The following is a 26,494-nucleotide window of genomic DNA, read 5'->3' as shown; positions in this document are numbered from 1 at the left end:
ATGAAAATTTATATTATAGGAGCCTTAATTGGAGCAGTAATAGGCTACATAACAAACTGGCTTGCTATAAAAATGTTATTTAGGCCAAGAGAAGCAAAGTATATCTTTGGCATGAAACTTCCTTTTACACCAGGGTTAATACCTAAGGAAAAAAGTAGAATAGCTAATAAGGTTGGAGAAACTGTAGGAACTCATTTACTAAATTCAGATAGCTTAAGCAAGGCTTTAAAGGATGATAAAATAAAAGCAAAATTTAATGAGGTTGCTAAAGAAAAAATTAATCAAATTATCAATAGCAATTCAACTTTAGAGAATTCATTAAAGAATACTTTAGGGGAAAATTACTATGCTCTAAAGGGAAATATGATAGACAATATAGCTAAGACTATTTTAGAATCAATTCAGGAAGAGGAGTTTAAAAATAAGGTTAAATTTTATATAGTAGATTCTATTAAAGAAAGACTAAATAAAGAGCCTGAAAAGATAATTGATTTTATAAATAGCAATAAATTTAGAGAAGTAATAATAAATACTTTAGAGGAAGAAAAAACAAGAGACATAATAGGAAAAGCTCTTCTTAAAGAAGTAAAAACTTTAGGAAAAGAAGATTTAACTATTGAGGAAGTAATTCCAGAAAATATTAAACCTTATATAGAAGAATATGTAAAATCTCAAAAAGATACCTTTGTGGATATAATAAAAAATCTTCTTAGAGATGATGAGGTTTCACATAAGATAAAAAGTGCAATAAATGATAATATACCATCTATAGTATCAATGTTTCTAAGTGGAGATGTAATATATGGAAAGTTAGTTTCATTAGTTGATAAATCTTTAAGTGAAGAAGAAAATAAAGAGTATATATGTGATGCGGCTTTAGCTTTTGTACATGAAAGTATGAAGAAAAAAGTAAGTGATGTAATAAATAATGTTGGAGAAGAAAAGCTAGAGGTAATATCAGATGCTTTAGGAGATAAGATTTCAAAAAAATTAAATACAGAAGAAAATATAGATTCTATAATAAGTAAACTAAATTGTAAAATTTTTTCTTTTAATAGTTATGAAGAAATTATAAAAGTGTTATTCAATGACTATGAAAATATTCTAATTGATAATATAGATTCAATGATTTCTCAAATTGTTAATAATAATCAATTATCTGGTGAAATAAGTAAAATGATTGAAAAGGTATTTGATAAATTTTTACAAAATTCCTTAAATGATATATGTTATAATAAACAAAACTTAGAAAATAGTATTATGAGTATTTTAGATAATTTATATAATGATTTTGTGGAAAATAAATCAGCTAAAGTACTAGAAATTGTGGATATTTCCTCAATAGTAGAAGAACAGATAAATGCTTTTGAAGTGGATTATGCAGAGGAAATCATAATTGGAATAGCTAATAAAGAACTTAAGGCAATAACTTGGTTAGGAGCTTTATTAGGAGGAATTCTAGGAATTCTATCACCACTTTTATCTACAATTTATATGTAAAATTCAAAGGAGAAAATTATGAAATATAAAATATTTGATACACATGCACATTATGACTCAGATAGTTTTGATGAAGATAGAGAAAATGTAATAAAAGAACTACAAGAAAATGGAGTTATTGGGGTTTTAAATTGTGGATCTGATCTTTATGGATTAAGAAAATCAGTTGAACTTGCAAAAGAGTTTGATATGTTTTATGCCGCAGTTGGTATACATCCAGAAAATGCAGATGAATTTAATGAGGATGTTGTAAAAGAAATAAAAGAATTTGTTAAGAATGAAAAGGTTAAAGCCATTGGAGAAATAGGACTAGATTATTATTGGGAAGAAAATCCTCCAAGAGAAGTTCAAAAAGAAGTTTTTAGAGCACAAATGAAATTGGCTGATGAATTAAATTTACCAGTTGTTATACATGATAGAGATGCTCATAAAGACACTTTAGAAATTATGAAGGAGTTTCCAAATGTAATTGGAGTAGTACATTGTTTTTCAGGTTCAGTTGAATTTGCAAAAGAGTGCATTAAATTAGGATATTACATTGGATTTACAGGAGTTTTAACATTTAAAAATGCTAAAAAATTAGTAGATGTTTGTAGAGAAATACCTGCTGAAAGAATGCTAGTTGAGACTGACTGTCCTTTTATGGCACCAGTTCCTTTTAGGGGCAAAAGAAACAAGTCAGATTATATTGAATATATCATAGATAAAATGAGTGAAATAAGAGGAATTTCAGGGGAAGAAATGAATGAAATCTTATTAAACAATAAAAAGAGATTATTCAAAATTTAATATAACCATAACTAAACTAAAGAAAAATAAATGTAATAACATGGAAAGTACACTAATATAATATAGTGTACTTTTTTAAATATAAATCAACCGTTATTTACCAAATCCCTGTATAAGCAGAGGTCAATTATTTATTATAATTTACAACTAAAAGTATAAATTTTAGGAGTCATCAGATTTGACATACTTGAAAAGGTAATATATAATGTCGAAATGACTCTTGCCTAAAAGGGGGAAGATTATATGAAAAAAATAATTAAGGCATTGAAAGAGAAGGTTGCCTCGAAAAATGGAAAAATTGTATTAGGAGTATTTAGTTTAGTTTTAGTAAGTTTTATAGCAGTTTTAGTTACAACACATAAGAATATAACCATAAACTTAGATGGTGAAAATTTAGAGGTTGCCACATTTAAAGGAAATGTACAAGCAGTTTTGAGTCAACAAGGAATTTACTTATCTGACAAGGATAAAATAGAACCAAGTTTAACAAGCGAGATTGCTGATAATGATGTAATAAGCATTAAGAAGGCAGTTCCAGTAGAAGTAATGGTTGATGGAAAAAATATAGAGATAGATTCTGCGGAAGATTCAGTAAAGAATATGCTGGTTAAAGAAGGAATTAATCTAAATGATTTAGACAAGGTAGAGCCTTCATTAGAAACAGAACTATCAAAGGATTTGAAAATAAAGATTACAAGAGTTGAAGAGAAGACCATAGTTGAAAAAGAGCCAATAGACTTTGAAACTGTAGTAAAGGAAGATGATAACTTAGAGAGTGGAGTTAAAAAGACTACTCAAGAGGGTTCTGCTGGAGAAAAGGAAATAACTATGAAGTTAGTTATGGAAGATGGAAAAGAAGTAGCTAGAGAAGTAGTGGAATCTAAAGTTGTTAAAGAACCAGTAGATGAAGTAGTGGTTAAAGGAACTATGGAGAAATTAGTTCTTTCAAGAGGAAACGATAATATAAATTATAAAAAAGCAATGGTGGTAGAAGCTACTGCCTATTCTGGAGATGGAATAACAGCTACAGGAACTGTACCTAAGAGAGATCCAAATGGATTAAGTACAATAGCTGTTGATCCTAGAGTAATACCTTTAGGAACTAAGGTTTATGTAGAAGGATATGGCTATGCAGTAGCAGAAGACACTGGTGGAGCTATAAAAAATAATATAATAGATTTATTCTTAAATTCAGCACCTGAATGTAAACAGTGGGGAAGAAGAAATGTTAATCTTTATATAATAGCTTATCCTGGTGAATGGTAATGCCAATACTAAGAGAGGGATTCTAAAAGAGTATTCTTTTAGACCCTCTATTTATTTTGTATTAAAGCATTTTATTGACAGTTAAATGAGATATAGGTAAATTAAATATAGTACATATAATAAGAAAGGGAGTTTTAACCTTGATTAAAGAAGTTATAGTAGTTGAAGGTAGAGACGATATAACAGCAGTTAAGAAAGCTATAGATGCTGAAATCATAGCTGTTGGTGGATTCGGAATAAATGCAAAGGTTATAGAAAGAATAAAAGAAGCTCAAAAAAGAAAGGGAGTTATTGTATTTACTGATCCAGACTTTGCTGGAGAAAAGATAAGAGCAATAATATCAAAGAGAGTTAAAGGCGTTAAGCATGCTTACATAGGAAGAGCAGAAGGAACTAGAGCTAAGGATGGAAACATAGGCGTAGAGAATGCGTCACCAGAGGCTATAATTAGAGCCTTAGAAAATGCAAAAATAACTTTAGAAGAAAAAAGAGAAGAATTTACAATACAAGATCTAATATACTTTGGATTATCAGCAGATCCAAAGGCTAAAGTGAGAAGAGAGTTACTTGGTAAAGAATTAAGAATCGGTTATGGAAATGCAAACCAAGTTCTTTCAAGATTAAATAACTATGGCATAACAAAAGAAGAATTTGTTAAAGCTATAGAAAAGATAGAAAAGATGATATAGGAGAGTAGTGAATGGATATAAACGAAATAAAAGATATAAAGACAAAGGAGCTTGTTCAGAAGTATAATTTTAGATTTTCAAAAAGCTTAGGACAAAACTTTTTAATTGATGATTCTGTTCCAAGAGATATAGTAAATGGAGCAGATGTTTGTGAAGATGATTTAGTAATAGAAATTGGACCTGGAGTTGGTACTCTTACTGTACAATTACTTAAAAGAGCAAAGAGAGTTGTTGCTATTGAATTAGATAGTTCGCTTATTCCAATATTAACAGCTGAGCTTGGAGATAATCCGAAGTTTCAATTAATACATAATGATGCCTTAAAAGTTGATTTTAATGAAATTATAGGAGATGAAAAAAGTGTTAAGCTAGTTGCAAACTTACCTTATTATGTAACTACTCCTATAATAGTAAATTTATTAAAAGGTGGATATAACTTTAAATCATTAACTATAATGATACAAAAAGAAGTAGCAGAAAGAATGAATGCAGAACCTAATTGTAAAGATTATGGTGCTTTATCAATTTTAGTTCAATACTACTGCAATACTAAAATAGTTAGAAAGGTACCACCTTCATGCTTCATACCAAGACCAAAGGTTGATTCTATAGTAATAAGATTAGAAAGATTAGAAGAGCCAAGTGTTAAAGTTAAAAATGAAAAATTATTCTTTGAAATTGTTAGACATGCATTTAACATGAGAAGAAAAACTTTATGGAATGCAACTAAAAATGTAAAACTTCATAAGGAATTAATGGAAAAGGCTTATGAAGAGGCGGGAATAGATCCTAAGAGAAGAGGAGAGACTTTAAGCTTAGCAGAGTTTGGTGCTCTTTCAGATGCAATAGATAAATATATGAATAACTAGAATATTTAGAGAGAATAAGAATTTTTAAATTTTTATTCTCTTTTTTTTTGTTCTCTCATATACTGTAGAGAATAAAATTATATTGGAGGGACCAGAGAATTGGCACATAATAAATCATATAGAACTTTTATAATATTACAAGAAGATGAAAAGGGGCATTCTATGGCTTCAGATAAGCCTTTAACTGGATATGCCAAGATAGAAACTAAGAATGATAAATGTAAAGTTTCTTTTTACGCTCAAAACTTAAAGAAAGAATACAAAGATTGTTATATGATGCTTATTTGTAACAAGAAAGATTTTAAGAAGAATATAAATCTTGGTCCAATGAACATAAATCAACAAGGAAAGGCAGAAATGAGTTTAGAATATGATTCTATCAACATAGGAGATTTAAATGTATCTTATGAGAATATAGTAGGAGCTGCTATAGGAAAAAATATTAATGGTAGAACAGTATTCTTTATGTGTGGATTTTTAAATAACCAAATGCCAAAGGATAATTGGAAAAATTATGAGATTAAGATGATATCAGGCAAAGAAAAGTCTCATTACGATAAAAATAATAAAGAAGACGAAATGAAAAAAGAATGTCCTATTAACATGAAAGAGCATAAGGAAAAATATAATGATGATAAAGATTATTATAAGGACAAGAAAGATAAAGAGGAAAAAGATAAGTATAAAGAGTATCTAAAAGAAAAGGACAAGGATTATTTAAAAGAAGAGAATAAAGAAAAGGAATGTAAAAAAGAATATTGTAAGGATAAAGAAGATAAAGAGGATAAAGATGATAAAGATGATTGCAAAGAGCATTTAAAAGAAGAATATAAAGAGAAAAAAGATGACTGTAGAGGAAAAGACAAAGAAGAGTGCAAGCACCATGATAAAGAAGAGAAGCATGAGGAAAAATGTGAAGAGGATAAAAAATATAAAGATGATAAAGAGAACAAATATAAGAAAGAAGATAAATATAAGGATAAATATGAAGTAGATGATGATTGTAAAGATAAACATGAAGAGCATAAAGAATATAAGGATAAAGATATGGATAAAGATAATCATGAAGAAAAGAAAATAGAAGGTTATAAAGACTGCTATAAGGAAAAATATCACCGCAATGATAATTGGGATTATAGATCAAAATTACAAGAGTGTGATAGATTTATAAGTAAAATAGATTTAGAAAGAGAATATGATCCTTATGATGGAGAACGTTATGAGCTAGGTAGAAGATTTGCAGAGTACGAAAATGAAATAGAGCAAATGAAACTTAGAGATTGTAAGGAGAAAGAAGAAAAAACTTATGAAGTTGACTTTGATTGTCCTATAGGTGAAGTTTTAATGGGAGCTTTAGAAGGATGTAAGAAGGTTCCTAAATTTGCAGAGGATATAAAAAGATGTGCATGGTATAAGGTTGATGTTAGAAACTTCGATGATATGTGTAATATGTCAAACTATAATAAATACACAATGATGTATTATCCTATGATTAATTACTATCCTTATATAAGCAAAGCAGGTCATTTCTTCTTTGGTGTAAAGTGTGATAAGGATGGAGATATAAAATATATTTTATATGCTATTCCAGGAACTAAGGATAGAAAAGATCAACCATACGGTGGTAGAACTGGTTTTGTTACATGGGACAGATATGGAGATAGAGAAAATGGCTATTGGATAATGTTCTATGATTTTGAAAACTCATCTGTAGTTATCCCTATGAAATAATCAAGAGAAAAACTGTTTATATAGATTTTATTTCTATATAAACAGTTTTTTATTTATGTAATATTAATACTCTATTTAGTAATTTTTACTTAGTTGCTGAATATATTTTAAATATAGACTTTCCTAAAAGATGAAAAGAGGTGATTTTTTGAATAAAAAACAATTTGGTATAACCCTAATATTAGTTTTGCTTATGATAATATTGGTAACTGGTGAAAATATGTTTACTGGAAATATAAAAAAAGTTGCATTAACAAATAATAATATTGAAGGGCTAAGTACATATACCGCCCTAGATGGTCTTTTAACCTATAAGTTACCTGATAGTTGGGACGTTGAAGAAAAAAAATACCCAGGAAATTATATTATTTATGATAATAGTTTTATAAGTGACACTATGGGCTTATGGGGATATGTGCAGATTTTAAATTCAAATGATGATTTAGAAAAGATGGTTGAGAAGGAAAAAGAGCTTATTAGTAAGAATGATATAAGTGACTATTTAGTATCTGATGAAAGTCTTAATGATGAATTAGTGAAGAAGGTAGTTTTCAAAGAAAAAAATCAAAAGGGAATAACCTACGTTAATACTGTTTATTATAAAAAGTTGGGAGAAAATAAAATAATAAAGGTATTATTTAGTGCAAGTGAAAGTAAGCAAAAAGAAGATTATTCAATAATATATAAAGCCATAATTGATAGTATAGAGCATGGGGAGTAGAAAATTTGATTTGCTTTAATAGAAGTATTATAATTAAATTTAAAAGAGAAGCATAATAATATGCTTCTCTTTTAAATTTACAAATAAATATTGGAGGAGTTTATGAGGATTGTTTTAGGGGAAATCTTTGGACTTAAGATTTATAGCTATGGATTTATGATAGGATTAGGTATAATCTGTGCAACATTATTATTCTTAAAGCGAGGAACTCAAAGAGGCTATAACGAAGATAAGCTTTTTAATGCTACTATCTTAACTGTTATTTCAGGGATTTTAGGAGGAAAAGTACTCTATATAATAACTGAGTGGAAAACAGTTATGCAAGATCCAAGTTTAATATTTAGAGATTTTGGAAATGGCTTTGTAATTTATGGAGCCATAATAGGAGGAGCCTTAGGAATTGCTCTATGCTCTTTAAAGAATAAGTGGAATGTATTAGAGCTTGCAGATTTAGTAGTGCCAGGTTTAGCCTTAGCTCAAGGATTTGGAAGAATAGGATGTTTACTTGCAGGATGTTGTTATGGGGCTGAAACTACAAGTTCTATAGGAATTATATTTCCAGCTGATTCATTAGCTCCAGCAGGGATACCATTATATCCAACACAAATCTTTTCGTCAATTTTTGATTTTGCCTTAGGTTTATTTTTACTATGGTATGGAAATAAAAACAAAGAAAAAGGAAAAACTATGAGCATGTATATGATAATATACAGTATAGGTAGATTCTTTGTAGAGTTTTTAAGAAATGATCCTAGAGGTAGCGTAGGATTATTATCAACATCTCAATTTATATCAATATTTATATTAATAGGGGGTATATTACTATATAATATAAATAAATTAAAAGGGAGAAAAGAAACAAGTGAAAAATAAGAAATTAATTCTAGTAATACTTTGCTTAGTTTTAGGATTAGGCATTGCTGGATGTTCAGCTAAAGATATAAGCTCAAAATTTGTTGGGAGTAATAATAATGACTTTGAATATATAAAAGAAAATAGAGTTGATAAAATAGTTATTCAAAGTACAAGAGATTCTGGTTTTAGGTTTTTAGTAAAAGAAAAGTCAGTAATAGACAATATATACAGTATGTTATCTAAGGCTGAGGTTGTTAGCAAAAAGACAGATTTACCTCCAGATTATATTTTTGAAATCCATGTTGGTGATGAAGAAAAGAAATTCTATTATGTAACAGGTGTAAAAAATAATGGAGAAGGTAATTTCTACGATGGAGATCACTTTTATAGAATATCTAAGAGATTAGACAATTATTTAATGCAAAATATGCAGGCAATAAGAAAACCTAGGGCTTTTGATGAAATATACTATAATTCAATACTTGAAGTAATGAAAAAAGAAAAAGATGAACTAAACAAAGATAATGCCAAAGTTGGTATTGATATACTTGGAGATAGAGATTGTACAAAATATATGTTATCATCAGATATTGAAGATTTTGAAAAAGATGTAAAAAAAGTAGTTCCAAATGCTTCAATAATGAACCATAATAGAGATGACTTTGATATAATAGTTACTGTAAGAAATTATGGTTATACATCTACTATGTTTAGAACTGTAATAACCATTGAAAACAGATTAACCCATTCAGAGAAAAAATTCTATGTAGATGGAGTTTATAAGAACTCTTGGGACATCAATGTTTATGATAGTTGGAAAGATGTTCAAAAGGAATGGGATAGATAACAGAATGGAGGATTTTTCTTATGGGAAGTTGTGCAAGTTGTGCAAATAAAGACAAATGTAGTTCAGCTAGTAAAGATGGAGGATGTAGTTCATCAGTACCAGCAAAATTAGGAACTAACTACGGAAATATTAAAAATGTTATAGGTGTTATAAGTGGTAAAGGTGGAGTTGGTAAATCAACTGTTACTGGAATATTAGCTACTCAACTAGCTAAAAAAGGATATAAAGTTGGAGTATTAGATGCTGATATAACAGGACCATCAATGCCAAGATTCTTTGGGATAAATGAAAAAAGAGCAGATATAGTTGCCATGGATAGTGAAGGTAAGCAAGTTAAATTTGTTCCAGTAAAAACTGAGCTAGGAATAAAAGTTATATCAATGAACTTACTTATGGAAGTTGAAGATGATCCTGTAATTTGGAGAGGACCAATGGTTACAGGAGTATTAAACCAAATGTTTAAAGATACTGATTGGGAAGAGTTAGACTACTTATTAATAGATATGCCACCAGGAACAAGTGACATAACATTAACAGTAATGCAAACATTCCCTATAAAGGAATTAGTAATAGTTTCAACACCTCAAGACATGGTATCAATGATAGTTAAAAAACTAGTTACTATGGCTCACAAAATGAATGTTTGTGTAAGAGGCGTAGTTGAAAATATGGCTTACATAGAGTGTGAGTGTGGTAAGAAGATGAGAGTATTTAGCAAGAAATCTTCAGAAGAGCATGCTGAATATTTAGGACTTCCTCTAATAGGAGAATTACCAATAAACTTAGACTTAACTGAAGCTTTAGAAAATGGAAAAGCTGAAGAATATGTGGCTGAAAATCCATTATATTCATTAATCTTTGAAGGATTATATTAGTATAAATAAAAGAATGGACCAAAATAGTTATATTATTTTGGTTCATTTTTTTTATTTTTTTTAATTAAGTTTATTTATAAAGTAATATAAATTAAAATTTAGGGAATAATGATATTGTTAATATAAAATTTTAAGGAGGCAATAATTATGAAAGCCAATGTAGATAAAGATACATGTATTGGATGTGGATTATGTCCAACAATAGCACCAGAAGTTTTTGATATGGATGATGATGGAAAAGCTCATACAATAGTTGAGGAAGTTCCTGAAAATAGTAAAGAAGCAGCAAAAGAAGCTGAGGGTAGTTGTCCAGTAGCAGCTATTTCAGTTGAATAATAATTAAAATTAAAAGATTCTAAAAGATTATATAATCTTTTAGAATCTTCTTTAGTTATAAAGATGTGAATATATTATTTTAAAGACTTCTAAGGCTTCTTTTATTTTAGGCTTTAATAAATGTTTTTTTTCTTCAAACTCTTTAAAACCTTCTGGGGTTAAAGAATATACTTTTTGTATTTTTCTTTTAGGATCATCCCAAGAGCCAGTTACAAAGCCTTGTTTTTCTAATTTCTTTAGTAAGGGATATATTCCACCTGTGCTAGGAAACCAAAGCCCATTAGTTTGTTCACCAATTTTCTGAGCTAAATCGTTTCCGTTAGTAGGTTGAATACTAAGAATATATAATGCGTATATAGGAAGAAGGCCCTTAGTGAAGACTTGTCCTACAGCATCTTTTTCTTTTTGTACTTTTTTTAAATTGGCTACCTGTTTTTTGTATTCATCATAAAGGCGTTTTTCTTCAGCTTTTATAAATTCATCATTATACATAGCTAAATTTCCTTTTGAATTGAAACACCCACCATACCAGGGCCAGCGTGAACACCCATAGCAGCTCCTATAGCTCTTACTTGAGATTTTAATAAGTTAGGATGAGAACTTATGGAATCAAGAACTTGATTAGCTTCCTCTTCCGCCATACCATTAAGGATAGCTACATTGCATTTACCTTCATCAAGATGTTCTAAAATTATGCTAGCAAGTTTTTTCAAGGATTGTTTTCTTCCTCTTGCCTTAGCAATTGTTGTATAAGCACCATGTTCATCAACTGATATTATTGGTTTAAGGTGAAGTAAATCTCCAACTGTTCCTGCAACCTTACCTATTCTTCCACCACGTCTTAAATATTCTAAGGTATTAAGAGTATAAAATCCAGTTGTAGCTTCTCTTATACTTGGAAGAGCTTCAATTATTTCTTCAAAGCTTTTTCCTTCCTTAACAAATTCAGCTGCTTTTATAACTATAGAACCTAAAGGATAACCTATTATTTTACTATCGAATAAGTAAGATTTAAAAGAACTACGTTCTTCAATAACTAATCTAGCAGCATTGAATGTACCTGATAATGAGCTAGATATAAATATACCTATTAAGTGAGTATATCCTTCAGCTTCTAATTTATCTAATACTGAATTTATATAGTCAGGACTACATAGAGAAGTTGTTGGCACTTCATTGTGTAAGTTTTCGTAAACATCAATTGGTTTTATATCAAAAATATCATTATATTCTCTGTCTTTATATATTATCTTTAAAGGTAATATATTTAAATTATAATCTTTTATTTCATCTATAGTTAAGTCACAAGAGCTGTCTGTTATTATAGCAATTTTTTGCATTTTATATGCCCCCAATCATTTTATACTTACTAAATAAAATAATAATTTATATTCTATTTAGTGAATTAAATAGCAAACCGAATAATTCAACATTTATAGAAATTAATGAGAATTAAGTTTAGCTTTAACTGAATTATATATCAATACTGATACCATTATCAATATTGATAATGGTACAAAGAGAGAATAATCTGTTAATAATATATTAAAACAGATTATTCTTTAAGAAAACGGTTTACTTATGAACTTAATTGAGGGTTTAATTAAAAGATAAAGAAGAATTTTTATCTACTATATTCCAAATTGTGTTACCTCTAGATAAGTAAATTGGAGTGCCATCTTCAGTTTTTAATGTGGTTTTACTATTAGAATCTTCTTTTTCCCAATGAATTTTTTCCATTCTTCCATTAGAGAAAACATAGCCCTCTCCAGTACCTGTTAAATCAATATCTAAATGAGTATTATCAGATTGAAGTGACATATCAGTTATTTGTACCACTATATTTTTAAATTTAAGAGGCGAGTTGGTATTTTTATCTATGGCAAGCTCTCCATCCATATACTTTTCATAAAATCCATCTACATATTTATAAGAAGTTTTATAATAGTCACTTAGATTAAGTTTTATTTCAGATATATAGTTAGAAGAATTTAATAGAGAATTATCTTTAAAACTTAATGTATTGTTTTTAGAATACTCATATCCATTATCAGAAATGAACTTTCTTATATTTTTAGCTGAAGTATAAAGATTGTGAGGGGCTTTTCTTGTGTTATCTCTCCAAAAAGCACTTCCATTTTTTATTTCGTTTATACTATTTAAGGATTTGTCACTAGATATTGTAGCTAGAGCTTCTGCACTTCCACCACAATGTGCAAAAGGTAGGTCGTGTTCCTTAGAAATATCTAAAAAATAAGGACGTACACTTCTTACAGGCCCAATAACCTCAGGAGAATTTTCATAAAATACAGCTAAGAATCTAGGAATTCCTGCCTCGGCCATGGTTTCATAAACTATATCTGCTTCTGAAAGTCCACTTTGAGGACGAGCTGCTCTAGAATTTTCAATTATACACATAAAAGGAATATTATCTATTGAATCTGATTCTAATATCTTTCCTGTGTATGGGCTAAGGGTTTCTAAAGATAACTCTTCCATATCAAAGTCATAGGGATTTTCTTCATTCATTGTTAAATCTATTGGCTTTAGTTCTTTTAAGGTATCTATTTTTTCTGATGTTTTTAAAGGCATAATTAAATTTCCAAATATGAATCCAACTAATAAACTTAATATTAATTGAAAAGCAATTAATGCTATTTTCTTCATTTAAACTCCTCCTATGAATTACTTTTCATATATTTATTATGTTACATTATATGGAATATTATTCATCTTATGGAGGAGATAAGAATAAGTTTTTGCCAATGTCAACTAAAGAAAAATTGAATATAGGCTAAGAAAAAGAAGGAAAGAGGGAGATAATAAGTCTTTTTTTTAGTATAAGGATTTTTTAAAATTAGCATAACTATTAATAGTAGAGTATAATGATTCGAGTACAAGATATAGTGGAGTGGAGGAATTGAAAATGCTACATGTTGTGAAAAGGGACGGTAGAGAATCTAGGTTTAATGCGGATAAAATAGCAAATGCAATAAAGAGAGCAGCCAATGAAGTTGGTATTGCAATAAGGGAAAGCCAAGTTTTAGATACTATACAAAAGGTAATTAATTATATTGAAATGTCAGGTAAGACAGATGTCACTGTTGAAGAAATTCAAGTTTTAGTAGAAAAGGCTTTAATGGATAATGGTTTTAACCAAGTAGCAACAGCATATAAGGCATATAGAACTGAAAGAACTAAAGTTAGAGAAATAAAATCAGACTTAATGAAAGCTATAAGTAAGATCGGAGTAGAGACTGATAGAGATAATGCCAATGTAGGAAATAACTTCTCATCAAAGCTTTTAAGAATAGCTTCAGAATCTAACAAATGGTATAACTTAGCTACAATGCCTAAAGAATTAGCAAAAGCTCATGAAAATGGAGATGTGTATTATCATGACTTAGATAGTTACAATTTAACTACTAACTGCTTACACATACCAACTGGTGAGTTATTACAAAGTGGATTTAACACTGGATACGGAACTATTAAGGCACCAAGAAGAATAGAGACAGCAGCGGAATTATCATGTATTTTATTACAATCAACTCAAAATGATATGTTTGGAGGACAATCACATCCAGACTTTGATAATGATATGAGTGTTTTTGTAGAACCTACAAGACAAGAGATAAGAGAAGAATACATAGGATTAGGCTTAGAAGGAGCTAAGTTAGATGAACTAGTAGAGAAAAAATTAAGAGAAAGAGTGCATCAAGCAATGCAAGGAGTTGTTTATAATTTAAACACTATGCATTCAAGAGCAGGATCTCAAGTTCCTTTTAGTTCATTAAACTTAGGAATTCCATACAATGAAGATGCTGCTTTAGTTTGTGAAATATTCTTATTAGAATACGAAAAAGGATTAGGAAGAGGAGAACAACCAATATTCCCTAACATAATCTTTAGAGTAAAAGAAGGTGTAAATAGAGAAGTAGAGGATCCATATTTTTATTTATATGAATTAGCTTGCAGAGTAGCAGCTAAGAGAATGAATCCAACCTTCATGAATATCGATGCGGACTTTAATAAGGAATACTATGATAAAGGATATATGCCAGCAACTATGGGATGTAGAACTTATCTTATGAAAAATGTTAATGGTGAGCCAGGATGTAAAGGAAGAGGAAATATAGCTCCTACAACTATAAACCTTCCTAGACTTGGAATATTAGCTAAAAAAGATATTAATAAATTCTTTGAGTTATTAGATGATAGATTAAGAATAGCTAAAGAATCTTTAATGCACAGATATGGAGTTCTTAAAAACTTAAAAGTTAAGGATTTACCTTTTGTTGCAGGACAAGGATTAATGAAAGGTGCTGAAAACTTAGGCCAAGATGATTCAATAGAACCAATTTTAAAGCAAGGTACTTGGGGAATTGGATTTATAGGAGTTGCAGAAACTTTAATAGCCTTAACTGGAAAGCATCATGGTGAAGATGAAACTTCAAGAGAATTAGGAATAAAAATAGTTGAGAGAATAAGAGAATATTGTGATAGATTAACTGAGGAAACTAGATTAAACTGGAGCTGTTATGCTACTCCAGCAGAAGGATTATCAGGTAAATTTATAAAGCAAGATAAAAAAGCCTTTGGAATAATTAAAGGAGTAACAGATAAGGATTACTATACAAATAGTTACCATGTTCCTGTTTACTGTCCAATATCAATAAAAAATAAGATAGATATTGAAGCACCATATCATAAATTATGTAATGGTGGACATATCAGTTATATAGAAGTTGATGATTGTCCAAATGCAGAAACTATAATGAAAATAGTTAACTATGCTTACAAAGAAACTAATATAAGTTATATGGGGATTAACTTCCATATAAGATATTGTAAAAATTGTGGAACATATCTTCATAACAATGAGTGCAAATGTACTAAATGTGGATGCCAAGATATTCAAGGAATATCAAGGGTTACTGGATACTTAAGTCTTGATGAAAGATTTGGTCCAGGAAAATATGAAGAGAGAGAAGATAGACGTTCTCACTTAGAAGGAAATAAAAAAGCTTATCACTGTGTTTAATATTTTCAATGAAATTATTTATATAAGTTTATAGAAAAATCTATGCAATGTATTTTATATATTATCTTAATTAGATAAAAATTTAATACATGTGCATAGATTTTTATTTTACTTTAAAAATCATTTCAAGTTTTGTTAATAATTTATTGTTGACTATAAATTTTTATATGGTAAAATAAATAAAAAATAAATTTTGCTTCGTATAACTCTAATGATATGGATTAGAGGTTTCTACCAAGAACCGAGAATTCTTGATTACGAAGAAAGCAAATAGGCTTTCTTCGTAATCAAGAATTTTTTTTTGAACCTTTTTTAGGATATATAAATTCTTTATTCAATACTAGAAATTTTAGTTTTAATATAAATATTTAATTCGGGGAGGAAATATAAATGAACTTATTAAATTTACCAAAGATAGAATTACATTGTCATCTAGATGGATCCTTAAGAGTGGAGACTGCTATTGAGTTAGCTAAAAAAGAGGGAGTTAAGCTAGATAGCTATGAATATGATAAGGTAAAAGAATTACTAGTTATTCCTAAAGAATGCAATTCATTAGAAGATTATTTAAATAGATTTGCTCTTCCAGTAAAACTGTTACAAAGAGCTGAGAATTTAGAAAGAGTTGCCTTTGAACTTATGGAAGATGCAAGCAAGGAAAATGTGAAGTACATAGAAATAAGATTTGCTCCATTATTGCATTTAGAAAAAGGGATGACTCAAAAAGAAGTAATAGGTAGTGTAATAAAGGGAATAAGAAAAGCTGAAGAGCTTTATGACATAAAAGGTAATTTAATATTATCTTGTTTAAGACATCATTCTATAGATAGTGTATATGAGGTAATTGAAGAGGGGAAAAACTTCATAGGAAAAGGTGTTGTTGCCATAGACTTAGCTGGTGGTGAATTAGAAGGTTTTGTTAAACCTTATAAAGAAGTAATGAAATTAGCAAGAGAATCAGGTTTTAGAGTTACAATACACGCTGGTGAAACTGGGTATGGTAAAAATGTTAGAGATGCCATAGAGCTTCTAGGTGCAGAGAGAATAGGTCATGGCTTATTTATATTTAATGATGAAGAGGCTTATAATTTAGTAAAAGAAAAAGGAGTAACATTAGAAATGTGCCCTAAGAGTAATATAGACACAAAGGGTGTGAATAAATATGAGGAGCATCCTATTTATAAATATCATAAAGATAATATAAGAGTTAATTTAAGTACAGATAACAGAACAGTTTCTAATATAAATCTTACTGAAGAATTTGAAAATGTACATAAGACATTTAATATAGATTTTGAAGATTATAAAAAGATTTATTTAAATAGTGTGGAAGCTTCCTTCTGTTCAGAAGAGTTAAAGGAAAAATTAAAATTATCCATAATTATATAAATTCAAAATAATCCACAGGCAAATAGAACTTAATTTACCTGTGGATTATTTTTTAATTCAACAACTGTGGATATTTTTCAAAAAATTATTCTGTGGATAAATTTTTGAACGTATTATTGTTAGTAATTTGGTGTACTTTCACTAAAAACTTTAGTGAGATGTATATTATACAATAAAATCTTAGTGAAATTCTAGTGAAAATCTGATAAATTTAAAATTTTTGAACCTAAATATTTTAAAGAAGTGTAAATAAGAGAAAGATTATATTGACTAAGAGGTAGATTTATTAGACAATTAATAGGATTTAAAAGTAGATGGGCGGCTAAAGACTACCCATTTGCTTTTATTTTTTTGTATTTTTTTAAAAGGGGGATTAAATTTCATGAAAGGTTTTAAGAACAAGGAATTTTTACCTACTATGATAATGATGGCTGTTCCTATAACAATTCAGAGTTTCATTACATCGTCATTAAATCTAGTAGATAATTTAATGGTAGGAAAGCTAGGAGAAGAGTCAATAGCCTCAGTTGGGTTAGCTAACCAATATATATTTATTTTTACCTTATGTATTCTTGGGATAAATGCTGGAGCTAGTGTTTTCATGTCTCAGTTTTGGGGCAAAAAAGATTTGAAAAATATTAAAAAAGTTTTGGGACTAGATATATCTATTGGACTTATAGTTTCAACTCTTTTTGCCTTAGGCTCTGGATTTTTTTCTTATGAAATTATGGAGATTCTTTCTAATGATTTAAATGTTATAGAATTAGGAGCTAAATATCTACAGATTGTTTCTGTAAGTTGTATATTTACTAATTTTACTCAAGCTTATTCTTCAGCTTTAAGAAGTACAGAGCAACCTAGTGTTCCTATGTATGCAAGTATAGTTGGAGTCTTGATAAATGCATTTTTAAACTGGGTATTTATATTTGGAAATTTAGGCTTTGAGCCTATGGGAGTTAATGGAGCAGCTTTAGCAACCACTATTGCAAGATTAGTAGAGATGATATTTATAGTTTCCTTTGTTTATTTTAGAAATAATAAGGTGGCATCAAGATTAAATGAGCTTATATCCTTTGATTTAAATTTTGTAAAAATATACTTTAGAACATCTTGGTCAGTTATAGTAAATGAAATAGTATGGTCTTTAGGTATGACTGCATATTCAATAGCCTATGCTAGAATAGGAACAAACGCTGTTGCTAGCATGCAGATTGCTACCACATTAAATAATATGTTTATGGTATTACTAATAGGTTTAGCTACAGCTTCTTCTATAATGATAGGGAATAAAATTGGCTCTAATGAGGAAGAAATAGCAAGAGAATACGCTAAGGATATAGCTGTAATAGCTGTTTTAGTAGGATTTATTTTAGGAATTTTAATATGGATAACAGCACCATTAGCATTAAAGCCTTTTAATGTAAGTGAAGGAACTTATTTAGATACAGTTAAAGTTTTAAGAATAATAGGATTGTTCTTTACAATAAGAGCTTTTAATATGGTTATGATTGTTGGTGTATTTAGAGGTGGTGGAGATACTACTTACTCTATGTTAGTACAATGTGGAACAATATGGCTTTATGCTGTACCAATGGCTTTCCTTGGAGCTACAGTATTTTCTTTACCTGTATATGGAGTATATTTCTTAATTTGTACAGAGGAATTCTTAAAGATAATCTTCGAAGCAGTAAGATTAAAATCGGGAAAATGGATAAAGAATGTTATAAGTGATATTGAAGAAGATGAATCTGATAATAATTTAATTACAGTATAAATAAAAAAGGTTATATTAATAGTTTCAAAATAAGATTCTATTAATATAACCTTTTATTTATACTATTATTTCTTTTAATGGTAAGCAGGTTTTACTAGACATGATTTTAAGAAATTTATTACTATCTAAAAGATTTTTCTCTAAGTCATTATTTTTAGAACTTAGGTTTCCCAGCCTATTACATAGTGATAATAAGGCAACATCATGAATATCTGCCGTGTTTATTAAATCTATTATGCTATAGGAGACTCTATTAATAATAAATATAGGTGCAGAATGATGCTTTACTAGAGATATAATTTTTTCGTTTAAGTAAGTATCATCACTATATTCTCTAAGGAATCTTCTTGTTATTTCTCCTCCAATTCTATCATGGATTGGGTTTAGAGTTCTTATTTTTCCAATATCATGGAATAAGGCTGCCCACATAAAAGCTTTTGAGTTATTAGATAAATCTTTGTATTTTGAAGCTAGGTCTACTACATTTAATGTATGGGTCCAAGGATTGGATTGGTGGATTTGATTTTCCTTATTAAGTTGGTTGAAAATATTAAAAGAAGAATTTTTAAATGATTCTTCCTCTTTAATTTTATTTAAGAATATGGATGGTTTAACATCCTCTAATAAGTGCTTTTCTATTTCTAAAAATAAGTTTTGATTAGTCATTTTGTACCCCCTAATTAATACTTATTTTAATGATTAACAATAGTTAGCATTTTTAAACAGATAATTTTAAAAAAAGGAACATATAAATAATATAGGAGGTAATTTTCTATGAGTAATACTATTAGATTATCAGGAATAGCCTATGAGAGCTTAGTAAATGGTCCTGGAATAAGAAGAGTTTTCTTTTCACAAGGATGTAAACATAATTGTATAGGTTGTTTCAATCCAGATACTCATGATTTTAATGGTGGAGAAGAAAGAGACATAGATGAATTAATAAAGGATTTAGCTGATAATCCATTTATAGATGGAGTAACATTTAGTGGTGGAGATCCACTAGAACAAGCTAATAAATTTATATATATTGCTAAAGCTGCAAGAGAATTAGGATTAAATATTTGGAGTTATACAGGTTATAAATTTGAATATCTATTAGAACATGCTAATGAATTTAATAAGTGGAAAGAATACTTAGAAAACATTGATGTTTTAGTTGATGGAAAATTTGATATAAATAAAAAAGAAGATGGATTAAAATTTAGAGGTTCTTCAAATCAAAGAATAATAAATGTTAAAGAAAGTCTAAAAGAAGGAAAAGTAATTGAACTAGAATTTTAAGATTAAAATTTTAATAAATTTCAATTGTAATATGTTCATAATAGTTTATTTAAAAAAGCTATGGTAAAATTATTTATATAAATTTTGGGAAAGTGGAGATTAAATGCTTAAGGGGAGTAGAAAGCGCATATGTTGGAATTTGTTTTAAACAAAAATGAATTTGTAAAATGTAGAAAAGAGTTTATAAGCAGAGAAATTTTCTTTTGGACTTTGTTTGAAATCATAGGGGCTGTATTTGTATTTATAATGACCATGGTTTTTATTAAAGCCAGCAAAGATTTAAACAATAGTTTTTATTTTGTTACATTATTAGCATGGTTTATTTTTTCTATAGTATGTAATATTAAAAATAAAAAAATAATAGAGCGTGATATAGAAGAGAAGGTTAGATTCTTAGAAAATAAAAATATGTTTGGTAACTGTAAAGTAGAGATTTTAGGAAATGGAATAAGAATTGAATATAATGAAGGAGCAGTAGAGAGAATATATCCTTGGAAAATTATAAGAGAGGTATTTTCTTTTAAGGAGAATATATATTTATTTATATCTTCAATTGATTATGTTTCAATTCCAAAAGGAGCTTTCAAAAACAAAGAAGAGCGTATTTCTTTTTTAAACAAGATAAGTAGTGATAGAAATAATGTTAGAGAACGTATATTATCTATTATTGGATTAGCATAAGCTTAACTTTTTAGTTAAGCTTTTTTTCTTATATTGATTTGGTAATCTAGGTTACATATTTTTTTATAAATTAGGTATATATTAAAGATAGATTATTAAAGGTAAGTGTGATATATTAATTATAAAAATTTAAAGAGGTGGAAAATAAATGTATAATTTTTTAGTGAAAAAATCAAAGTGTACAGAGACAGATGCATTATTAATCCCATATTTTGAAGAAAAAACGAATATACCTAATGAAGAAATAAACAATAAGATAAATATACTTAAGAAAAAAGAACAATTTAAAGGCTCTTATGGAGAAATATTTAATATAACTAGAACAACTGAGGATAATATACAAGATATTATATTATTAGGTCTTGGAAAAGAGACAGAGATAACTAAAGAAAAAATTAGAAGAGCTTTTGGTAAAGCTGTAAATGAGATTAAGAGATTAAAAAGTAAAAGTGTATTTTTAAGGTTTGATTCAGTAGAGGCTATTGGATTAGAAAATACATTAAAAGCAATGGTTGAAGGATTAGCCTTAGGATCATATTCATTTAATAAATATAAGAGTGATAAAAAAGAAGAGATTGAAGTTACAGTTCATATTGGTGGACACAATATAAAGGAAGAAGAGGTAGAGCTTTGCGAGAAAGCTATTGATGAGGCTATTATTCTTTCAGAGACTACTTGTTTAGCAAGAGATTTAGTAAATGAACCTGCTAATAATATGTATCCAGAAACTTTAGCTAAAGAGGTTAAAAACATAGGTTCTAAATATGGATTTGAAGTTGAAGTATTTAATGAAAATCAAATAGAAGAATTAAAAATGGAATCTTTCTTATCAGTAGGAAAAGGATCAGATAATTTACCTAGACTTATAGTTATGAGATACTTTGGAGATAAGGATAATATGGATCAAAGGTTAGCCTTAGTAGGAAAGGGACTAACATATGATTCAGGCGGATATTCTTTAAAAACTAATGCTGGAATGGTAACAATGAAGGCTGATATGGGTGGAGCTGCTTCTGTAATAGGAGCAATAAGTGCCATAGCTAAAAGAAATTTAAAAATAAATGTAATAGCCGTGGTAGCTGCTTGTGAAAACTTAATATCAGGTCATGCTTATAAGCCAGGGGATATTATAGGTTCAATGGCAGGAAAGACTATAGAAATATTAAATACAGATGCTGAAGGAAGACTTACTTTAATAGATGCTGTAACTTATGCTATAGAAAAAGAAAAGGCTAGTGAGATAATCGATGTGGCTACATTAACTGGGGCTGCTGTAGTTTCCTTAGGAGAGGATGTTACAGCCGTAATAACTAATAAGGATGAATTCTATGGAGAGCTAAGAGAAGCTTCTTATGAGACTGGAGAAAAGGTATGGCAAATGCCTAGCTTTGAAGATTACGGTAAGCTTATAAAATCTAACATAGCAGATTTAAAAAATATAGGTGGAAAGTATGCAGGAACAATAACTGCAGGATTATTTATTGGAGAATTTGTTCAAAATAAACCTTGGTTACACTTAGATATAGCTGGCCCAGCATTCTCAGAGAAAAAAGGAGATTATTGTCCAGCTGGAGGAACAGGTGCAGGAGTTAGAACTTTATATGAATTAGCTAATAGAAGATGTAAATAAGATAAAAAGTAAGAATTAAGATTATAACCTTTATTAATTTTAAAAGCTAATAGTTAATAAATAAAAAATATGTGTATCAAAATAACTTTTTATAAAACTTACAAACAGTATGAAGAGAATATCTAGATAAGCTTTAGAATTTAAATTATTACGGAGAAGATATTACGTTAAAAAACTGAGACTGTTCGAAGCGTAGCAAGTTTCGAAGTTTTAGTAATATCTTCGGAGTAATAATTATAAATTCTTAGCGAAATCTAGTAATTCTCAGAATATGTTTGTAAGTTTTATTTGTTATATTTTGATACAGACCATTTTAGAATTCTGCAGTACCAGTAGTTCTTGGGAATGGTATTACGTCTCTTATGTTAGCCATTCCAGTAATGTACATGATTAATCTTTCAAAACCTAGACCAAATCCAGAGTGAACAGTTTCACCGTATTTTCTAAGTTCTAAATACCACCAGTAATCTTCTTCATTTAAGTTTAATTCAGCCATTCTAGCTTTTAAGACATCAAGTCTTTCTTCTCTTTGGCTACCACCTATGATTTCTCCTATTCCAGGAACTAAGCAGTCCATAGCAGCAACTGTTTTTCCGTCTTCATTTAATCTCATGTAGAATGCTTTAATATCCTTTGGATAATCAGTTACAAATACAGGTTTTTTGAATATTTGCTCTGTTAAATATCTTTCATGTTCAGTTTGAAGATCTATTCCCCACTCAACAGGATATTCGAATTCTTTACCTGATTCTTGAAGTAATTTAACAGCTTCAGTATAAGTAACTTTTCCGAATTCTGAGTTTACAACATGGTTTAATCTCTCTAATAAGCCTTTGTCAACAAATTGGTTGAAGAAAGCTATTTCCTCTGGACATTCATCCATAACGTATTTTATAACATATTTTAACATGTTTTCAGCAACTTCCATGTCATCTATTAAATCAGCAAAAGCCATTTCAGGTTCTATCATCCAGAACTCAGCAGCATGTTTTACTGTGTTTGAGTTTTCAGCTCTAAATGTAGGACCAAATGTATAGATATTTCTAAATGCTAAAGCAAAACATTCAGCGTTTAATTGTCCTGAAACTGTAAGGTTAGTTTCTTTTCCGAAGAAGTCTTGTGAGAAGTCAATTCCACCTTCTTCTGCTATAGGAGGAGCCATCATGTCTAAAGTTGTTACTCTAAACATTTCTCCAGCACCTTCACAGTCTGAACCAGTTAATATTGGAGTATGAGTGTAAACAAATCCTTGATCTTGGAAGAATTTATGGATAGCGTAAGCTGCAACACTTCTTACTCTGAATGTAGCTGAGAAAGCATTACTTCTTGGTCTTAAGTGAGCTATTGTTCTTAAGTACTCAAAAGTATGTCTTTTCTTTTGTAGAGGATAATCTGAATCTGACATTCCTTCTACTATTATTTCTTCTGCCTGAATTTCAAATGGTTGTTTTGAATCTGGAGTCTCAACTAAAGTTCCTATAACTGATATTGATGAACTTATAGGTAATTTAGAAATTTCTTTGTAGTTTGATATCTTAGCGCTATCAAAAACTACTTGAACGTTTTTAAAGAATGAACCATCGTTAACTTCTATAAATCCAAAAGCATTTGATGCTCTTAAAGTTCTTATCCAACCTGAGATTTTTACTTTCTTATCACTATATTCACTAGTGTTTCTGTAAAGACTTTTTACTAAAACTACATCTTTCATTATTATTTCCTCTCTTTCCTAATTAAGTTTTATTCCAAATAAAAAAGCCCTTCATCCACATAATTAATGGGACGAATGGCATTATTCGCGGTACCACCCAAATTGCTATAAAATAGCCGGCTTTATGAACACAAAAATGTTCTTCAAGTATAACGGCCTGAAACCGTCTAAGTCTACTCTCCTAAAAAGGATTTCGGTTAGAAACTCAGAGATGTTCTTCAAAATAGGATACACTGCAGAACTCACACCATAATCTGCTCGCTGAGAGTTACTTCCTAAGTTTACTCTTCTCTTCATAGTAAATAAAATCGTATTTAGTTCGATTAATAATGATTTTACAATAAAACATTAACATTTGCAATATTAACCACATAGAAATATATAGATATAGTGTGTAATATAGGAGTTTTTATGTGCAATTTTTTTGAAGAAAAGTTTGAGCAAATAAATAAATTGAAACATTTAATGACTTTATCTAAAGGAAATAATCAAGCTAAAACATATAAAGAACAAATAGAAGATATTTTTAAAGAATTTCAAAGGGACTATATAAGAGAAGAGAGTAATACTATGCTTATTCTGACAAAGGAGGAATTAGCAAATTTTAATGGGGAAAATGGAAATCCAGCCTATATTTCTATAGATGGTATTATATATGATATTTCAAATATAGAATTGTTTAAACAAAGTCCTTATAACAGTTTAAAACTTGGAAGTGATGTAACAGAGGCCTTTGATGAATTAAATGATGGAGATGAATCTATATTAAGAGATATTCCTATGGTAGGGCTTTTAGCAGAACCTGAGGAAGCTGAAATTATGAATGGAGTGGAAGAGTATTACCCACAACAAAGACTAAAAATAATGAGTTCAGAAGAACTTAAAAAATATAATGGAGAGAATGGAAGTTTAGCATATGTAGCTATTGAAGGAATAGTTTATGATATAACCAATTTATCAGTTTTGGAGCTATTTAATGGGACAAAATTAAGATTAGGCTCTGATATTACTGAAGAATTTAAAACTTATTACAGAGGGGATAAGGAGCTTTTAAAGGATGCTAAAGAAGTAGCAATATTACATGATTTCAATGAAAGTCAAAGGGGAAAACATATTGAACGCAATCTTAAGGAGTTAACTTTAAAGGAATTATCAAAATATGATGGAAAAAATGGGAACCCTGCTTATATAGCAGTTAATGGCATAATATACGATGTTACAAATGAAGCTGTTTTTAAAAAAAGTCCACATAATTCAGTGAATTTAGGAGTTGATATTACTAAAGAATTTAATGGATGTTATAATGCAGATGAAGGCGTATTATCTAAGCTTCCTATAGTTGGAACTGTTATGTTAAAAAAAGAGCCTTTAGTGAAGGATACGGGTTCTAAGGAATTTAATATAAATGAACTTAGTAATTATAATGGAAAGAATGGAAAGCCACCTTATATAGCAGTATTTGGGACAGTATATGATTTAACTGATGTAGATAAATGGCAAGAAAAAAACATAAAAGTAGGATGTGATTTAACTGGAGAATATAAAGAGGTTTATGGGAATGATAAATCTCATTTAAAAAATTTAAAAGTTGCAGGGGTCTTAACTTGTAGTTTAAATGATTATTAAAAAAATAAAAGCTAGATTCACTTATGAACTACTTATTATAAAATTTAAAGAGAGAATTCTATAAAGTTTTTACACAAAAAAATTAAAATTCTCATCTATTGAAGTATAGTAGTTTAAGTTTAATCTAGCTTTTTATTTATTCTTTACCAAATTCATAAGAGTATATTAACTTTTGAGGGAAGTTTTTTAATTCCATATCTTTCATAGTTCTTCTAAATTCATAAGGAACAGTTTTCATTTCTACCTTTAATTTAAATTCATTTGAAAAATCTAATATAACGTAAGTAGCATGAGGTTTACCGTTTTTAGGTTTACCAACACTACCATCATTTATAATAACCTTATTACCTATTTTTTTAGCATATGGAATATGAGTATGAGCACAAACTAACACATCTTCCTTAAGCTCATCCATTATCTCATCTAATTCAGAATAATCTTCACTTAAATATTCATTTATTTTTCTTGGACTACCATGGACAAATTTTATTGATTTTCCACAAACATTCATTGAAAGATCATCAGGTAAGTTATCTAAATAGTATCTATTAGATGTTCTTAGTTCTTCTACAGTCCAAGGAAGAGAAAATGAGTTTATATCTGTGTCTCTAATGTATGTATAATCATTATCCACAACAGAAGCATCATAGTTTCCTTTTAAACATAAAATATTTCTTCTTTTTATAAGAGCTATTACTTCATTAGGATGAGGTCCATAACCAACTAAGTCTCCTAAACATATTATAGAATCAATATTTTGGTTATCTATATCTTCTAAAACTTCTCTTAAGGCATATAAGTTTCCATGTATATCTGATATTACTGCTATTCTCAATTTAAAGACCTCCTATTTGTTAAAAAATTTTACTATAAATAT

General features: G+C 28.9%; 24 protein-coding genes, 1 riboswitch and 1 other annotated feature. Of the genes, 18 read left to right on the top strand and 6 right to left on the bottom strand.

The window, feature by feature from the left end; genetic code table 11:
- The 11 genes from GOM42_RS13980 (at position 1) to GOM42_RS13930 (ending at position 10,478) form a co-directional block, all read left to right on the top strand.
- Entirely contained in the window at positions 1-1,500 is a 1,500-nt protein-coding gene (locus GOM42_RS13980; RefSeq protein WP_110077490.1) for a DUF445 family protein, read from the top strand.
- Positions 1,501-1,518: 18 nt separating this feature from the next.
- Complete coding sequence (locus GOM42_RS13975) at positions 1,519-2,289, top strand: TatD family hydrolase (RefSeq protein ID WP_003456881.1); 771 nt, start codon at positions 1,519-1,521, stop codon at positions 2,287-2,289.
- 243 nt (positions 2,290-2,532) lie between these two features.
- Complete coding sequence (locus GOM42_RS13970; RefSeq protein ID WP_110077491.1) at positions 2,533-3,555, top strand: ubiquitin-like domain-containing protein; 1,023 nt, start codon at positions 2,533-2,535, stop codon at positions 3,553-3,555.
- Positions 3,556-3,695: 140 nt separating this feature from the next.
- On the top strand, positions 3,696-4,244 hold the full coding sequence (rnmV, locus tag GOM42_RS13965) for a ribonuclease M5 (RefSeq protein WP_003467869.1): 549 nt from the start codon (positions 3,696-3,698) through the stop codon (positions 4,242-4,244).
- 11 nt (positions 4,245-4,255) lie between these two features.
- Positions 4,256-5,113, top strand: a complete 858-nt coding sequence (gene rsmA, locus GOM42_RS13960; RefSeq protein WP_110077492.1) for a 16S rRNA (adenine(1518)-N(6)/adenine(1519)-N(6))-dimethyltransferase RsmA — start codon at positions 4,256-4,258, stop codon at positions 5,111-5,113.
- Positions 5,114-5,212: 99 nt separating this feature from the next.
- The gene (locus GOM42_RS13955; RefSeq protein ID WP_110077493.1) at positions 5,213-6,844 is read left to right on the top strand and encodes a hypothetical protein; all 1,632 of its coding nucleotides are present in this window, start codon (positions 5,213-5,215) and stop codon (positions 6,842-6,844) included.
- Between the two features lie 148 nt (positions 6,845-6,992).
- The gene (locus GOM42_RS13950; protein WP_003450740.1) at positions 6,993-7,565 is read left to right on the top strand and encodes a hypothetical protein; all 573 of its coding nucleotides are present in this window, start codon (positions 6,993-6,995) and stop codon (positions 7,563-7,565) included.
- 102 nt (positions 7,566-7,667) lie between these two features.
- On the top strand, positions 7,668-8,438 hold the full coding sequence (locus GOM42_RS13945; protein ID WP_110077494.1) for a prolipoprotein diacylglyceryl transferase: 771 nt from the start codon (positions 7,668-7,670) through the stop codon (positions 8,436-8,438).
- Positions 8,428-9,267, top strand: a complete 840-nt coding sequence (locus GOM42_RS13940) for a hypothetical protein (RefSeq protein ID WP_003472429.1) — start codon at positions 8,428-8,430, stop codon at positions 9,265-9,267. The genes GOM42_RS13945 and GOM42_RS13940 overlap by 11 nt, the downstream gene beginning before the upstream one ends.
- Positions 9,268-9,287: 20 nt before the next feature.
- A complete protein-coding gene (locus GOM42_RS13935; protein ID WP_003450706.1) occupies positions 9,288-10,142 on the top strand; it encodes an Mrp/NBP35 family ATP-binding protein in 855 nt (284 codons plus the stop codon).
- A 147-nt stretch (positions 10,143-10,289) separates the two neighbouring features.
- A complete protein-coding gene (locus GOM42_RS13930; RefSeq protein WP_003450562.1) occupies positions 10,290-10,478 on the top strand; it encodes a ferredoxin in 189 nt (62 codons plus the stop codon).
- Positions 10,479-10,529: 51 nt separating this feature from the next.
- Here GOM42_RS13930 and GOM42_RS13925 read toward each other — a convergent pair whose 3' ends face one another.
- From GOM42_RS13925 to GOM42_RS13915, 3 genes are all read right to left on the bottom strand, one after another.
- Entirely contained in the window at positions 10,530-10,970 is a 441-nt protein-coding gene (locus GOM42_RS13925) for a PadR family transcriptional regulator (RefSeq protein WP_003450702.1), read from the bottom strand.
- A 2-nt stretch (positions 10,971-10,972) separates the two neighbouring features.
- Positions 10,973-11,818 (bottom strand): DegV family protein, encoded by an 846-nt coding sequence (locus GOM42_RS13920; protein WP_003467849.1) that lies wholly within the window; start codon positions 11,816-11,818, stop codon positions 10,973-10,975.
- 259 nt (positions 11,819-12,077) lie between these two features.
- A complete protein-coding gene (locus GOM42_RS13915; RefSeq protein WP_003450687.1) occupies positions 12,078-13,145 on the bottom strand; it encodes a DUF3048 domain-containing protein in 1,068 nt (355 codons plus the stop codon).
- A 259-nt stretch (positions 13,146-13,404) separates the two neighbouring features.
- On the opposite strand from GOM42_RS13915, the gene GOM42_RS13910 reads away from it, so the two are divergent.
- From GOM42_RS13910 to GOM42_RS13900, 3 genes are all read left to right on the top strand, one after another.
- Positions 13,405-15,522: an anaerobic ribonucleoside triphosphate reductase gene (locus GOM42_RS13910; RefSeq protein ID WP_110077495.1), complete on the top strand. Its 2,118-nt coding sequence runs from the start codon at positions 13,405-13,407 to the stop codon at positions 15,520-15,522.
- Between the two features lie 178 nt (positions 15,523-15,700).
- Positions 15,701-15,800, top strand: a riboswitch (purine riboswitch).
- A 112-nt stretch (positions 15,801-15,912) separates the two neighbouring features.
- On the top strand, positions 15,913-16,911 hold the full coding sequence (gene add / locus GOM42_RS13905) for an adenosine deaminase (protein ID WP_003456698.1): 999 nt from the start codon (positions 15,913-15,915) through the stop codon (positions 16,909-16,911).
- A gap of 382 nt (positions 16,912-17,293) precedes the next feature.
- Positions 17,294-18,685: an MATE family efflux transporter gene (locus tag GOM42_RS13900; protein WP_003456778.1), complete on the top strand. Its 1,392-nt coding sequence runs from the start codon at positions 17,294-17,296 to the stop codon at positions 18,683-18,685.
- Between the two features lie 57 nt (positions 18,686-18,742).
- Here GOM42_RS13900 and GOM42_RS13895 read toward each other — a convergent pair whose 3' ends face one another.
- Entirely contained in the window at positions 18,743-19,351 is a 609-nt protein-coding gene (locus tag GOM42_RS13895; protein WP_003456742.1) for an HD domain-containing protein, read from the bottom strand.
- A 108-nt stretch (positions 19,352-19,459) separates the two neighbouring features.
- On the opposite strand from GOM42_RS13895, the gene nrdG reads away from it, so the two are divergent.
- From nrdG to GOM42_RS13880, 3 genes are all read left to right on the top strand, one after another.
- Entirely contained in the window at positions 19,460-19,969 is a 510-nt protein-coding gene (gene nrdG / locus GOM42_RS13890; RefSeq protein ID WP_003450666.1) for an anaerobic ribonucleoside-triphosphate reductase activating protein, read from the top strand.
- Positions 19,970-20,098: 129 nt separating this feature from the next.
- On the top strand, positions 20,099-20,650 hold the full coding sequence (locus GOM42_RS13885; RefSeq protein WP_003456686.1) for a YcxB family protein: 552 nt from the start codon (positions 20,099-20,101) through the stop codon (positions 20,648-20,650).
- A gap of 148 nt (positions 20,651-20,798) precedes the next feature.
- The gene (locus GOM42_RS13880) at positions 20,799-22,280 is read left to right on the top strand and encodes a leucyl aminopeptidase (RefSeq protein WP_003456695.1); all 1,482 of its coding nucleotides are present in this window, start codon (positions 20,799-20,801) and stop codon (positions 22,278-22,280) included.
- A 313-nt stretch (positions 22,281-22,593) separates the two neighbouring features.
- Here the strand turns inward: GOM42_RS13880 and asnS are convergent, their stop codons facing one another.
- Positions 22,594-23,991, bottom strand: coding sequence for an asparagine--tRNA ligase (asnS, locus tag GOM42_RS13875; protein WP_003450738.1), 1,398 nt, complete (start codon positions 23,989-23,991; stop codon positions 22,594-22,596).
- A 64-nt stretch (positions 23,992-24,055) separates the two neighbouring features.
- Positions 24,056-24,297, bottom strand: a binding site (T-box leader).
- Between the two features lie 105 nt (positions 24,298-24,402).
- On the opposite strand from asnS, the gene GOM42_RS13870 reads away from it, so the two are divergent.
- On the top strand, positions 24,403-25,617 hold the full coding sequence (locus GOM42_RS13870; RefSeq protein WP_003456895.1) for a cytochrome b5 domain-containing protein: 1,215 nt from the start codon (positions 24,403-24,405) through the stop codon (positions 25,615-25,617).
- A gap of 136 nt (positions 25,618-25,753) precedes the next feature.
- Here the strand turns inward: GOM42_RS13870 and GOM42_RS13865 are convergent, their stop codons facing one another.
- Entirely contained in the window at positions 25,754-26,452 is a 699-nt protein-coding gene (locus GOM42_RS13865) for a metallophosphoesterase family protein (protein ID WP_003456816.1), read from the bottom strand.
- Positions 26,453-26,494 lie beyond the last annotated feature (42 nt).

The sequence above is a fragment of the Clostridium sp. 16K-1-R1 genome, from assembly GCF_023921145.1.
Taxonomy (GTDB): domain Bacteria; phylum Bacillota; class Clostridia; order Clostridiales; family Clostridiaceae; genus Sarcina; species Sarcina perfringens.
This window is presented reverse-complemented; position numbering and strand designations above follow the sequence as displayed.